14 protein-coding genes and 1 tRNA gene are annotated in these 12892 nt (G+C 51.8%); all 15 read right to left on the bottom strand.

What is annotated here, in order from left to right:
• Positions 1-100: 100 nt before the first annotated feature.
• Positions 101-177: transfer RNA gene (locus PCAR_RS08055), tRNA-Arg, on the bottom strand.
• 60 nt (positions 178-237) lie between these two features.
• Positions 238-759 carry an adenine phosphoribosyltransferase gene (locus PCAR_RS08050; protein ID WP_425358612.1) on the bottom strand — a complete coding sequence of 174 codons (522 nt, stop codon included), beginning with the start codon at positions 757-759 and terminating at the stop codon, positions 238-240.
• Between the two features lie 51 nt (positions 760-810).
• Positions 811-1752 (bottom strand): sigma-70 family RNA polymerase sigma factor, encoded by a 942-nt coding sequence (locus PCAR_RS08045; RefSeq protein WP_052643500.1) that lies wholly within the window; start codon positions 1750-1752, stop codon positions 811-813.
• 305 nt (positions 1753-2057) lie between these two features.
• A complete protein-coding gene (locus PCAR_RS19045) occupies positions 2058-2396 on the bottom strand; it encodes a murein hydrolase activator EnvC family protein (protein WP_245523320.1) in 339 nt (112 codons plus the stop codon).
• A gap of 525 nt (positions 2397-2921) precedes the next feature.
• Positions 2922-3515: a YqaA family protein gene (locus PCAR_RS08035; protein ID WP_011341157.1), complete on the bottom strand. Its 594-nt coding sequence runs from the start codon at positions 3513-3515 to the stop codon at positions 2922-2924.
• A gap of 3 nt (positions 3516-3518) precedes the next feature.
• Positions 3519-4172, bottom strand: coding sequence for a protein-L-isoaspartate(D-aspartate) O-methyltransferase (locus PCAR_RS08030; RefSeq protein WP_011341156.1), 654 nt, complete (start codon positions 4170-4172; stop codon positions 3519-3521).
• Positions 4173-4297: 125 nt separating this feature from the next.
• Positions 4298-5050: a 5'/3'-nucleotidase SurE gene (gene surE / locus PCAR_RS08025; protein WP_011341155.1), complete on the bottom strand. Its 753-nt coding sequence runs from the start codon at positions 5048-5050 to the stop codon at positions 4298-4300.
• Between the two features lie 63 nt (positions 5051-5113).
• Positions 5114-5464 carry a MerR family transcriptional regulator gene (locus tag PCAR_RS08020; protein ID WP_011341154.1) on the bottom strand — a complete coding sequence of 117 codons (351 nt, stop codon included), beginning with the start codon at positions 5462-5464 and terminating at the stop codon, positions 5114-5116.
• A 22-nt stretch (positions 5465-5486) separates the two neighbouring features.
• Positions 5487-5768 carry an integration host factor subunit alpha gene (locus PCAR_RS08015; protein WP_011341153.1) on the bottom strand — a complete coding sequence of 94 codons (282 nt, stop codon included), beginning with the start codon at positions 5766-5768 and terminating at the stop codon, positions 5487-5489.
• 280 nt (positions 5769-6048) lie between these two features.
• Positions 6049-8463: a phenylalanine--tRNA ligase subunit beta gene (gene pheT / locus PCAR_RS08010; RefSeq protein ID WP_011341152.1), complete on the bottom strand. Its 2415-nt coding sequence runs from the start codon at positions 8461-8463 to the stop codon at positions 6049-6051.
• Between the two features lie 50 nt (positions 8464-8513).
• Positions 8514-9530: a phenylalanine--tRNA ligase subunit alpha gene (gene pheS / locus PCAR_RS08005; RefSeq protein ID WP_011341151.1), complete on the bottom strand. Its 1017-nt coding sequence runs from the start codon at positions 9528-9530 to the stop codon at positions 8514-8516.
• Positions 9531-9648: 118 nt separating this feature from the next.
• The gene (gene rplT, locus PCAR_RS08000; RefSeq protein WP_011341150.1) at positions 9649-10005 is read right to left on the bottom strand and encodes a 50S ribosomal protein L20; all 357 of its coding nucleotides are present in this window, start codon (positions 10003-10005) and stop codon (positions 9649-9651) included.
• A 108-nt stretch (positions 10006-10113) separates the two neighbouring features.
• Positions 10114-10311 carry a 50S ribosomal protein L35 gene (rpmI, locus tag PCAR_RS07995; RefSeq protein ID WP_011341149.1) on the bottom strand — a complete coding sequence of 66 codons (198 nt, stop codon included), beginning with the start codon at positions 10309-10311 and terminating at the stop codon, positions 10114-10116.
• Positions 10312-10412: 101 nt separating this feature from the next.
• Positions 10413-10928, bottom strand: coding sequence for a translation initiation factor IF-3 (gene infC / locus PCAR_RS07990; RefSeq protein ID WP_011341148.1), 516 nt, complete (start codon positions 10926-10928; stop codon positions 10413-10415).
• A gap of 11 nt (positions 10929-10939) precedes the next feature.
• Complete coding sequence (thrS, locus tag PCAR_RS07985; protein WP_041531308.1) at positions 10940-12850, bottom strand: threonine--tRNA ligase; 1911 nt, start codon at positions 12848-12850, stop codon at positions 10940-10942.
• Between the last annotated feature and the right edge of the window lie 42 nt (positions 12851-12892).

The following is a 12892-nucleotide window of genomic DNA, read 5'->3' as shown; positions in this document are numbered from 1 at the left end:
GTCGGACCATCCATGATCCGGCCAGTATAGTCCGACAAACTCCTGGGCAAGACAAGAACAACCCCCTTATTTTACACCAAAAAGGGGGTTGCAGTTCGTATGGCGGCCCCGACAGGATTCGAACCTGTGGCCTATCGCTTAGGAGGCGACCGCTCTATCCAACTGAGCTACGGGGCCGCAAGGGGCTAATTTTATACACTATCGAGGATTTACAAGGCAAGGATTTTCTTGCAACGATTAAAACTTAAGTAAACTGAAGACCCTGTCCAAAGGCAAACGCTCGCGACCTTTTAAAAACTCCAGTTCGGCAAGGAACGCACACTCTACGATTTCCGCCCCGCATTCCTTCACCAGTTCGGCGACGGCCGCCACCGTCCCGCCGGTGGCCAGAAGATCATCGGCCACCACGACCCGGTCTCCGGGCTTGAATGCGTCGGAATGAATTTCCAGGGTATCGGTGCCATATTCGAGCTGATAGGTCTTCTGAATCGTCTTGTAAGGCAGTTTACCCGGCTTGCGTACCAGCGTAATACCGGTTCCCAGCTTATAGGCCAATGCCGCACCCAGAATAAACCCGCGCGCCTCGACGCCGACAATCTGATCGATCTTCTGCCCGATATACCGATGCGCAATCAAATCCACCATGCGGTGGAAACTTTTGGCATCGGCCAACAGCGTTGTAATATCCTTAAAAACTATCCCCTTCTTGGGGAAATCGGGTATATCCCGAATGACGTTCCGCAAGTCCTCCACGTCCATGTTCCTTTCAGTCATAAAACAACTTTCACTGGCAATAGGTTTTTACTCCGGTCAGGAGCGCTTCCCCATCTCACTCTCCATAAAAGCGAGACTGGCACTCTCCTGCTCTTCCATAAGGTTTCTCAGTTTTTGAAGACTCTTTGCCTCGATCTGCCGGATACGTTCGCGGGTCACGCCGAAACGTCGTCCGATCGTATCGAGCGTCTGGGGTTCCTGGTCGTCAAGACCAAAACGAAGCATGAGAATTTCCCGTTCATTCTCACTCAAGGTCTCAAACCAGTTGCAGACGTGCGCATATTTGTCGATATCATCCACAAAAGTACTGGGATTGTCGGCCTTGGGATCCTCAATGGTATCGATAAGGCTGTAATCGCGATTCTCGCCCATGGGATGTTCTATGGAATAGGTCTTTTTGACCAACACCATGAGCCGCCGGATATAGGCCGGTTCGACACCCATGTATTCGGCGATTTCTTCAACCTTTGGTTCCCTGTTGTACTGATGAACAAGCTCTCGACTGATTTTGATGAACTTATTGATATCGTCAGACACATGAACCGGCAAACGAATCGTCCGGCTCTGATTCACGAGGGCGCGCTCTATGGATTGACGGATCCACCAGGTTGCATAAGTGGAAAACCGGCATTCCTTGCTGAGCTTGAAGCGTTCGACCGCTTTGATAAGCCCCATGTTACCCTCCTCGATCAAGTCGAGAAACGGCAAACCACGATTCATATAACGCTTGGCTATTTTAACTACCAGCCGCAGGTTCGATTCGATCATCCTGTCACGGGCAGCCATATCTCCCTGCGAAATGCGCCGAGCAAGCATACGCTCATCTTCGGCAGTGAGCAATTTCGTTTTTTGAATTTCTTTGAGATAAAGCTTTATAGCGTCGTCGGAGGGCCCTTCGTCCTTCTTGCTTTTTTCGGATTCCTCTACTTCGGACTCTTCACGTTCTTCCACCTCATCCACATTGTCCAGAACTCCCATAGCGCCGAGCCCTCCTTCTTTTGCTCCCCCTACGACCTCAACCTCTTCCTCGACTGCACCTGCATCCACGGCAGCCTGACGGCGTTTGCGAACCTTCCCCATAAAAGCTCCATTCCCCCTGTTGGTTACTCAAAACGATCGTTCCCCATGGACCGCAACCGACACTCACTCAAGAAGCGAAATCGGGCAGCCATGGGCAATGGCGGCAGCTGGCAACAAGGCCGTTATTCCGAATAGATTTCACAGACAAAGGGCGATCGACCATACAGTTATATCCGATTCGGGCACACATCACATGCCGCAGATCAGGGCAGACATGAGACGGGGTTCAAAGCATTTTTGCCATGCCTGATTTCAAAGTGCAGGCGCGCGTCCCGACACCCGGGAGGAGACCCTCCCGAAGCGATATGCTCTCCCCTACTGACATAGGTCCCGGTGGACACAAGGTTTTTATTGTTGAATCCGTACACGGTGAAAAAATCGTCGGCATGTTTCAAAATTATCAGATTACCGTATCCCTTGATACCGTTGCCGCTGTAGGTCACGCGACCCGCGGCTGCAGCGACAATTTCCTGCCCTTGCTTGACCGCGATCTCGACTCCTTTGCGACCGCCATAGCCCTGTTGTCCAAACGACTTAACCATTTTACCACGAACTGGCCAAATAAATTTAACAAGGGAAGATTTTACCGGAGTTTTTTTGAGGGCAGGCGTGTTTTTTTTAACGGAAGGTTTGACAACTGAGGCTTGACGCCGACTTGCCGTAGCGCGGGAGCGCGGAGAAGATGCCGTTTTAGCGGCTTTTTTGACGGTGCTCTGAGGGCGGTTCCGTTGCGCACTTGAAACGGTAGCAGGGACATACTTTGGATTTCGCGCTCCAGGAATAAAAAGCCGCTTGCCGACTTTAAGTTGCGAAGGCTCCCGAATGCCGTTAATGCGCGCGAGACGGTCCGTATCGACATTATAAGCCCGTCCTATACGATAGAGTGTCTGTCCGGGCTTGACCGTATGGTAAACACCTCGAGGCGGACTGCAACCCGTCAGCCAGCACAACAAAGCCAGCACCAAAACCGTCCGACCGACACGCCATACGTTGCCCGGCCACAGCTCCCTTCGTCTCCGACCCTTGAATCCACACCTAAGCATGTTAAAGATACCTACGACAGACGTTCAGGTAAAATGCGACACAAAGACAAACCCGCCGATACCGAGAATCATGACGGCAAACGTAAGATAATTGAAGTATTTTTCGATAAATATCCGCACGGTTTCTCCGAAATGAAAAACCAGCCCGGAAATAAGGAAAAATCGCAGGCTGCGGCTCAGCAACGACGCCACCATGAACATAGCGAAGTTAATGTGAAACACCCCCGCACCGATGGTGATGATTTTATAGGGTATGGGCGTGAATCCGGCAGTGAAAACCACCCAGAAATCATATGTTTCGAACAGGCGCTGCACTTCTATGAACCCCTGCTCGCTGAACATCGGGACATAACTATAGAAAAAGTCGCCGAGCACATCCCAGAAACCAAGCCCGATAGCATACCCCAACGCCCCGCCAAGTATCGACCCGACCGAAGCGATAGCGGCGAACCGGTATGAAGCGCGAGGCTTGCCAAGGGCCAAAGCCATGAGCAACACATCGGGAGGAATAGGAAAAAAGGACGACTCCGCAAACGCCAGAAGAAATAATGCGGGCATACCGTAGGAGGTATCCGCCCAGCGTAAAACCCAATCGTAGAGCCGACGAATCAACTTCATTGTTCAATCCCCCTCTTCGTGCCAGCCATACTTCCCTACCAAGGGGACAAAACGGCAATCCAGCAGATCTTCCTCGGAAAATTTTTCGACCCCGGTTCGCACTACCCGCTTGAGAACCTGGCTGCCCCGATTTCCGACAGGAATCACAAGACGCCCGCCAACAGCCAACTGCTCCAGATAGTGATGTGGGATCTGCGGACTGCCGGCAGTAACAACAATACCGTCAAAGGGCGATTCTTCTTCCCATCCGAAGGTGCCGTCGGTAAGTTTGATATTGACGTTCCGGCACCCAACCGAATCGAGTATCCTGCGAGCCCGTCGCGCCAGACCGGGTAAACGCTCCACCGTATAAACACGGGAGACGATCTGACTCAACACTGCAGCCTGATAACCCGAACCCGTACCTATTTCAAGAACTTTTTCACCACCGTGCAAGCACAGGGATTCAGTCATAAACGCAACCATAAAGGGTTGAGAAATGGTCTGTTTTTCGCCGATGGGCAAAGGAAAATCACTGTAGGCCTGCGACCACAAAGCCTCTTCGACAAACAAGTGACGCGGAACCCGCATCATGGCATCAACAACCAGGGGATCGCTCACTCCTCGGCGAATAACCTGCTGTTCAACCATTAATCGCCGGGCTATCGAATAATCCATATCTGATGTTCCTTGGCGCCTGGGGAGCGTCTGCCTTATAACCCTCCCACATACCCTACCCAATAAAAAATATCAGCCCCACAGGCATGGGGCAAGCCTTACAACGTGCCTTTTGTAAAACGGAATCAATCCATGCTGTAAGTCATACTCCATCGAGACAAACATTCAAAGGAACGAAAATTCGTTAAATCGAGATGCAGCGGCGTCACGGAAATAAACCCTTCATGCATGGCATGGCAATCGGTCCCATCGACATAATCGAAATCGCACTCACCGGCACCGAGCCAATAGTACTTGCGCCCACGCGGATCCATCTTTTCCACCACCATGTCACCATAGCGCCTGCGCCCCTGCCGGGTCAGACGTATGCCGCGAATGCGCCCGGCAGGCACATTGACATTAAGAAAGGTATCAGAAGGCAAACCTTCCTCAGAAACTTTTTGAGCAAGAAACAACGCAGCATCGGCAGCCTGCCGGTACTCGGACGAAGCAAAGGTGTCCCCTTCAAGCGAAACGGCCAGCGCGGGTACCCCCATCAAGGTCGCCTCCATAGCGGCACAAACGGTACCGGAGTAAGTAATATCGTCACCAAGGTTGGCACCGCGATTGATGCCGGCAACAACCAGGTCGGGCACCGATGAAAGTAACCCGTGAATACCGAGGTTAACGCAATCGGTAGGTGTCCCGTCAACGGCAAAAACGCCGGGTCGCAATTCGTCAGCACGTAAGGGAGCATGAAGGGTTAGCGCATGGCCAATGGCGCTGCGATCTCTATCGGGCGCGACAACCACGACCTGACCCAACCCGTGCAGGGAATCGGCCAGGGCTGCGATGCCGGGGGCATGGACACCATCATCGTTGGTTACCAGGATCAGCAATAAACGCCTCGTGGGAAGGTTTTAGTTATGCAGAAGGTATGAAATCAAAAACGGCCCCTGGAGTCACGGCTCCAGCGAGGCTCTTAATTGCAGTAAGTCCCGACGTATGTCGCGCAAAAGTTCAACAGCCTCCTCCGGATTAACCGAGGAGGCTGCCTTTTCGGAACCAGCCTGTTTGGCTAATATTTTTTTTGCACCGGCGATCGTATACCCTTGTCCGTACAGGATATCTTTCAGGTTAAGAACGAATTCGATATCGTCGCGTCGATAAAGTCGCTGCTTACCCTGACTTTTAACCGGGCGAATTTGTCGGAACTCGGATTCCCAGTAACGCAGGACATGAGGCTTGACGCCTGTCAACTGCGCCACCTCACCGATCTTAAAGTAAAGCTTATCAGGGATGGATACCTGCATAAAGGGCCCAGGGCGAGCAGAATCAGTCCTGCTCGTTAATAGCTGCCTTAAGTACCTGACTCGGCTTGAAGGTCAGAATATTACGGGAGCTGATTTCTATTTCTTCGCCAGTCTGTGGATTACGCCCGCGGCGGGTAGCTTTTTGCTTGACGACAAAATTACCGAATCCGGCAAGTTTGATCTTTTCACCCTTTTCGAGGGTGTTCTTCATAAGATCAAATACCATCTCAACGATATCTGAAGATTCCTTTTTAGAAAACCCGGTCTTCAGATAAACTTTTTCCACCAGATCAGCCTTAGTCATGGCCACGTCCCCCTTTTGAACCACAGATACTTGAATTCACGCGTTTTTTTATATCACAGGGACTTTCCCTAAGCAACCGATTTTTAGCACTGAGACATTACAGCCTGCTGGACAAACTTGCCCCTGCCACGCGAAAAACAAATCGATTGCCGCAATCATCACCAATTCCCAGGAGCAAGCCCCCATCCGTTCCGACCGGAATCTCCGGGATGTCATCAGGCATAGCCAAAGAAATAAGAAGCCGGCCGCACCTCGGGTTACCCTCCTTAAGCAAGGAGATTTAGCGTATTTCGGCCCCGAGTTTGGCGATCAGCGCCTTAACAATCTTATCATGGGCTTTTTGGATTTCTTCATCCTTGAGCGTTCGATCGTCACTGCGGTAACGCACCCGGATGGCCAAACTCTTCTTGCCTTCGGGAATCCCTTTACCCCGGTATACGTCAAACAATACGATATCCTCTACCAGCTTGCCTGTGGACCGGTTCAATACCTCGGAGATTTCACTGAAGGGGATGTCTTCATCGACCAGAAAGGCACTGTCTCTGGCAACTTGCGGAAACCGGGAGAGTGCACTGAAACCACCATGACCGCCGGCCGCCATAAGCAACTGCTCGAAATCGAGATCCAGCAGATAAACAGGCTGGTCGATATCAAAAGCGGCCAACACCTTGGGATGAACTTCGCCCAGAGTGCCCAATACTGTCTTTTTCTGCTTCAAGGTACAGGATTTACCAGGGTGGAGAAAGTTCTCACTGGAACTTCCATCCCAGGTCACTTTGGCGACATTAAAGCTGTCCAGGATCTGTTCAACGACCCCTTTAAGATCGTAAAAATCGACTTTTTCGTCATTCTGCCTCCAGCCTTCCTGTTCGCGACGACCACACAAAACGGCACAAAGTCGCCACTTTTCGATAGGAAGCACATCGTCCGTATGCGTCAAGAACACAGGGCGCAGCTCGAACAGATGCAGGTCGCTATTCTGATAAGCCACATTCCGCGTAACGCATTCCAACAAGCTGGGCACCAGACTGGTACGCATAACCGACTGATCTTCAGTCAGAGGATTGAGAATTTTAACCGGTTCCCGACGCGGGTCATCGTCCGACAGCTCCAGGCGATCCCAGGCCTCTGGCGCCACAAAAGAGTAATTAACCGTTTCGTTAAAGCCGGCAGCAACCATGACGTCGCGCAAACGTTTAACTTCCCTCAAATGCTGCGGAGGAAGATGACAGAGCATACGACCGGCGGGCATCGTCACAGGGATATTGTCATAACCGTTAAGTCGTGCCACCTCTTCAACCAGGTCGATATCTCTTTCCAGGTCGGGACGAAAAGACGGTATGGTGACCACCAGTCGGTCGATGTCTTTTTCTTCAACCGGTTGCACCTCCAGGCCGATAGAGAGCAAGTGAGCCTGAATATCATCCATCCCCAGCTTAAGGCCGAGGATTTCATTGACACGCTGAACGGCCAAGGTCACCTTGCGTTCGGCCAACGGACGGGGGAATTCGTCTATCATCCCCTTGCAAACGACACCTCCGGCGACCTGAACGATAAGCGCGGCAGCCTTATCCAGAGCAACCGGCACCATAGCGATATCGGCGCCACGTTCGAACCGATGGGACGCCTCGCTGCGCAACGACAGGCGTTTGCTGGTCCGACGAATGGCCAAGGGATTGAAATAGGCGCTTTCAAGCAGGATATCAACCGTTTCAGCCACAACCTCGGAATTTTCGCCACCCATAACGCCGGCCAAAGCAACTGCCCCCTGGCCATCACAAATCACCAGGTCGCTTTTTTCAAGACTGCGACTGACGCTATCGAGAGTGGTAAACTGTTCCTTGCTGGCGGCGCGTTTTACAACGATGCGCCCTTCGGCCAGGCGCTGATAATCGAAAGCATGCAGCGGATGCCCCAATTCCATAAGGATAAAGTTGGTTACGTCAACGACATTGTTAACCGACCGTTGCCCCACCGACTCCAATTTCCTCACCAACCAGTCCGGAGAAGGCCCGACCTTTACACCGCGAATCAGACGAGCGGCGTAGCGCGGGCAATACTCTGCATCCTCAATGGTTACCGAAGTAAGCGCCCGGGTCGACTCATCCCCCTCGGACAAAGGAGGTAAATTTACGTTCAAAGAACGTCCGCACATCGCGGAAACTTCCCTTGCCACCCCCAGTACGCTGAGACAATCGGGACGATTGGGGGTCAATCCAAGCTCGTAACGAACATCCTTAAGCCCCAAAACTTCGAACACGGGTTGCCCAGGCTCACAATCGGGAGACAGGATCATGATACCGTCGGAATCTTGAGCAAGCCCAAGTTCTTTTTCAGAGCAGAGCATCCCGAACGACTCCATGCCGCGAATCTTGGACTTTTTAATTTTAAAATCGCCAGGCAGGACGGTCCCCACCGTGGCTAACGCGACGACATCTCCAGCCTTATGGTTGGTTGCACCGCAAACTACCTGCACCGTATCCTGACCGTAATCCACTTGACAAACAGTCAACTTATCGGCATCGGGATGCTTATCGACGGAAACCAGTCGAGCAGTCACGACGCTGTCAAGACCCTCACCAATAAAATCCATACTATCGACTTCAAGACCGGCCATGGTCAAGCGATGGGCCAATTCATCCGGACTCATTTCAAAATCGACAAACTCTTTCAACCAATTATAGGTAACGATCATAACAGCGATCCTCTGAAATAATTATAGGTGCACAGGAAACGAAAAAGCTCTTAGAACTGACGCAAAAACCGTACGTCATTTTCGAAGAAGAGTCGCAAATCATTGACCCCGTATTTAAGCATGGCAATGCGTTCCACACCCATACCAAAAGCAAAGCCGCTATAAGTTTCGGAATCATAATCGACCGACTTGAACACTTCGGGATCGATCATGCCGCTGCCAAGAATTTCCAGCCAGCCGGAATTCTTGCAAACCCTGCACCCCTTCCCTTTGCACATCACACATTGGATATCGACTTCGGCACTCGGTTCGGTGAAAGGGAAAAATGAAGGACGAAACCTTACATTCAGACCTTTGCCGAAAATCTGGGACAAAAAGCTGGTAAGAATCCCCTTAAGATCGCCAAAGGTGATATTCCGATCAACGAGGAAACCCTCCACCTGGTGAAACATCGGCGTATGCGTAATATCGGAATCCCTTCGATAAACGGTTCCCGGCGCAATCACACGGACCGGCGGGGCATGCTTGAGCATGGTTCGGATTTGAACCGGAGAGGTATGGGTACGCAAAACCACGTCTTCGTTAATGTAAAACGTATCTTGCATATCCCGGGCAGGATGGTCCTTGGGCATATTGAGAGCTTCAAAGTTGTAGAAGTCCTGCTCGATCTCGGGGCCTTCGGCAACGGAAAAACCAAGGGCGGAAAAAATATCGGTAATTTCTTCAATGACAAGAGTGACAGGATGCTTGGTGCCACAGGAATTTCGACGACCGGGCAAGGTGACATCGACACGTTCCTGTTTAAGCCGTTTATCCATTTCCTGCTGACCGACGATACGAGAGCGTTCCTCAAATAATTCTTCGAGTTCACTTTTAACCTGATTGGCCAGAGCACCGACAACCGGTCTCTGCTCAGGAGTCAGTTGCCCCATACCCTTCATGATGGCCGTCAATTCGCCCTTTTTGCCAAGAAAACGAACCCGAATTTCTTGCAATTCAACTGCAGAATCTGCCGATTCGAAGGCCTTGCGGCCAAGTTCCAGCATAGCAACAAGTTTATCTCTCATATCCCGTTCCGTTCGTCCCGTATGTGAAACAAAAGAGGCGGCCCGTTTAAATATCCGCGCCGCATAAAAAAAAAGAGATGAGGCCCGGCCTCATCTCTTTTTTCTCATCTCAGTCAACTCACTGAAGCTGGGCTTTGGCTTTATCTGCGATGGCGGTAAAACCTGCAGGGTCAGTCACAGCGAGTTCTGCCAGGATCTTGCGATCCAGAGCAATTTCGGCCTTTTTCAGACCGTGAACCAACCGGCTGTAGGAAAGACCGTTTTCACGTGCGGAAGCATTGATACGTGCAATCCACAGCGCGCGGAAATCGCGTTTTTTAACGCGCCGATCCCGGAAAGCGTAATTGAGTGCCCGATCGACAGCCTCGGTTGCACTACGAAACAGTTTACTACGTGCGCCGCGATAGCCTTTAGCCAGCTTTAAAACCTTGTTACGACGACGTCTCGCTTTAAAACCTCTTTTTACTCTGGGCATGTAACTACTCCTTGTTACGGTAATGAGCGGATAATCCCGCTGCCGGATCTGAAGGGGGAGACATTTCCCCTCAGTTCACGGTCTTAAACATGGCCCGCTGTCTTACGCCTAGATATAGGGAATAAGACGGCTGATATTCTTCTGGTCAGCTTTTGCGACAAGAGTACCTTGACGCAATTCACGCTTACGCTTGGTCGATTTTTTGGTCAGAATATGGCTGGTAAAGGCCTTATTCCTGCGGATCTTGCCGCTACCGGTTTTACGAAAGCGCTTAGCAGCACCGCGATTGGTTTTGATCTTAGGCATGGAAACGTTCTCCTTGATGTCATGACGCGACAAACGGCCCATATCAGGACTGCGTCGATGGTCGCGGTATCAACCGATTGCACGGCAATCGGCTTTTTCGGCTATTTTTTCTTCGGTGCGATTACCATAGTCATGAAACGCCCCGCCATTCGCGGAGACATCTCCACCTGTCCGGCGTCACCGACTTCCTCGGCAACCCGCTTCATCAGGTCGAAACCGAACTCAGGGTGGGTAACCTCCCGACCACGGAACATAACGGTCACTTTAACTTTGTTGCCAGCCTCGAGAAAACGCATCGCGTTTCTGAGTTTGACCTGAAAGTCATGTTCCTCCGTCTTGGGCCGCATCTTGACTTCTTTAATATCGACACGCGCAGACTTTTTCTTGGCTTCTGCGAGGCGCTTGCTCGCCTGATATTTGTATTTACCGTAATCCATAATACGGCAAACAGGCGGATTCGCATTCGGCGAGACTTCGACGAGGTCCAGACCTCGTTCTTCGGCCGCACGCAGTGCCTCATTGACACTCATGACACCCAGCATCTCACCGACATTGTCGACAACGCGGACTTCCTTGGCTCGAATGGCGCGATTGACGCGCGCTTCCTCCTTAGCTATGGTAGCACCTCCTAACGATACTGATCACACTCTTCCTGAACAAACCGTGCAAAGTCTTCAGGACTCATGGGTTCCAGGTTTTTGCCGGACCGGAAACGTGGAGCCACGGTTCCATCGCTCATTTCCGTATCCCCGACAACCAGCATATACGGAATCTTATCCACCTGGGCCTCTCTGATCTTGAAGCCAAGTTTTTCATTCCGAAGGTCGCATTGAACACGAACTCCGGCGGCTCGCAAGGCGTCGGAAACGCTTTTGGCGTAGTCGGCCTGATTATCCGTCACATTGATAACAACAGCCTGCACGGGGGCAAGCCATAACGGAAAATTGCCGGCATAGTGTTCGATCAGAACGCCGATGAAACGTTCGATTGCGCCAAGTATAACCCGGTGCAGCATAACCGGCCGGTGTTTTTCACCATCCTTGCCGACATAAGTGAGGTCGAAACGCTCAGGCAGGGTAAAATCGCACTGGATTGTAGCACACTGCCATCTTCTGTCAAGGGCGTCCTTAAGCTTGATATCGATCTTGGGACCGTAAAACGCCCCGTCGCCTTCGTTAACATCATGCGGGAGCTCAAGATCCTTCAGCGCGTTCATCAAGGCCCCGGTTGCACGCTCCCAGTCCGCATCGCTGCCGATCGATTTTTCAGGACGCGTGGAAATCTCTATCTCGTACTCAAAACCGAAGATAGCCATCACATCGCGCACGAACTCCAGTACACGCTTGATCTCTTCGTCAAGCTGGTCCGGCGTACAGATTATGTGCGCATCATCCTGGGTAAAGCCCCGAACCCTCAAAAGACCATGCAACACACCGGATTTTTCATGGCGGTGAACGGTACCGAGTTCGAAATATCGCAGCGGCAGATCCCGATAGGATCGTTGCCGAGCTTTATAGATAAGCATATGTGCGAGGCAGTTCATCGGCTTGATGCCGTACCCCTGCCCGTCGACATCCGTGAAATACATATTTTCACGGTAATTGTCGAAATGTCCGGAGGTTTTCCACAGATCCGTACGAAGGATCTGCGGCCCCATGACAATGTCGTAGCCACGCCGCAAATGCTCCCGACGCTCAAAATCCTCCAGCAAGGTGCGCAGCAGGGCACCCTTGGGATGCCAGATCACCAACCCGGCACCGGCCTCTTCGCTGAAGGAAAACAGATCGAGTTCGCGTCCGATACGCCGATGATCGCGCTTGCGAGCTTCTTCCAGCTTGTTCAGATAGGTGCGGAGTTCTTTTTTATCGGGAAAGGCCGTCGCATAGATGCGCTGCAACATGGCATTCTTCTCGCTGCCACGCCAATACGCACCAGCCACACTGGTCAGCTTGAATGCCTTGATTCTGCCGGTGGAGGGCAAATGCGGACCACGGCACAAATCGACGAAATCGCCCTGGCGGTAGAGCGAGACGGTCGGCGCATCCAAGTCCTCTATCAATTCGACTTTGTAATGCTCTCCAAGCTCCCGAAACAGGGCAATGGCACTGTCCCGCGAAACCTCCTCCCGCTCAATGGGCAGGTTGGCCTTGACCAGTTCCTGCATCCGCTTCTCGATTTTTTCGAAATCGTCCGGAGAGAATGCATGGTCTTCACAGTAAAAATCGTAATAGAAACCGTTTTCGACAGCCGGACCGATGGTAACCTGAACCCGGTCACCGTAAAGATCCTTGACCGCATGGGCCATAAGATGTGCGGCGGTATGCCGATAGACCTCAAGTCCCTGCGGAGAATTCAGGGTGATAATTTCAAGACGGCCGCTTTCCGTAATCGGGGTGCACAGATCGACCATACGATCGTTAAATCGTGCAGCCACCGCCTGGCGCGCGAGACCGGATCCGATACCGGCTGCGATGTCACCAGGAGTGGTCGTTTCAGAAAATTCCTTAATAGATCCGTCCGGCAATTCGATCTGAATCATGACCACCCACTTTCTCCGCGAACAAAAAGAGGCATCCGAAGA

The sequence above is a fragment of the Syntrophotalea carbinolica DSM 2380 genome (genome assembly GCF_000012885.1).
GTDB lineage: Bacteria > Desulfobacterota > Desulfuromonadia > Desulfuromonadales > Syntrophotaleaceae > Syntrophotalea > Syntrophotalea carbinolica.
This window is presented reverse-complemented; position numbering and strand designations above follow the sequence as displayed.

Excerpts from the sequence above, each read along its gene's own strand:
- PCAR_RS08050 (WP_425358612.1), bottom strand. The coding sequence starts at position 759 with ATGGACGTGGAGGACTTGCGGAACGTCATTCGGGATATACCCGATTTC.
- PCAR_RS08045 (WP_052643500.1), bottom strand. The coding sequence starts at position 1,752 with ATGGGAGTTCTGGACAATGTGGATGAGGTGGAAGAACGTGAAGAGTCC.
- PCAR_RS19045 (WP_245523320.1), bottom strand. The coding sequence starts at position 2,396 with ATGGTTAAGTCGTTTGGACAACAGGGCTATGGCGGTCGCAAAGGAGTC.
- PCAR_RS08035 (WP_011341157.1), bottom strand. The coding sequence starts at position 3,515 with ATGAAGTTGATTCGTCGGCTCTACGATTGGGTTTTACGCTGGGCGGAT.
- PCAR_RS08030 (WP_011341156.1), bottom strand. The coding sequence starts at position 4,172 with ATGGATTATTCGATAGCCCGGCGATTAATGGTTGAACAGCAGGTTATT.
- PCAR_RS08020 (WP_011341154.1), bottom strand. The coding sequence starts at position 5,464 with ATGCAGGTATCCATCCCTGATAAGCTTTACTTTAAGATCGGTGAGGTG.
- PCAR_RS08015 (WP_011341153.1), bottom strand. The coding sequence starts at position 5,768 with ATGACTAAGGCTGATCTGGTGGAAAAAGTTTATCTGAAGACCGGGTTT.
- pheT (WP_011341152.1), bottom strand. The coding sequence starts at position 8,463 with ATGATCGTTACCTATAATTGGTTGAAAGAGTTTGTCGATTTTGAAATG.
- pheS (WP_011341151.1), bottom strand. The coding sequence starts at position 9,530 with ATGAGAGATAAACTTGTTGCTATGCTGGAACTTGGCCGCAAGGCCTTC.
- rplT (WP_011341150.1), bottom strand. The coding sequence starts at position 10,005 with ATGCCCAGAGTAAAAAGAGGTTTTAAAGCGAGACGTCGTCGTAACAAG.
- rpmI (WP_011341149.1), bottom strand. The coding sequence starts at position 10,311 with ATGCCTAAGATCAAAACCAATCGCGGTGCTGCTAAGCGCTTTCGTAAA.
- thrS (WP_041531308.1), bottom strand. The coding sequence starts at position 12,850 with ATGATTCAGATCGAATTGCCGGACGGATCTATTAAGGAATTTTCTGAA.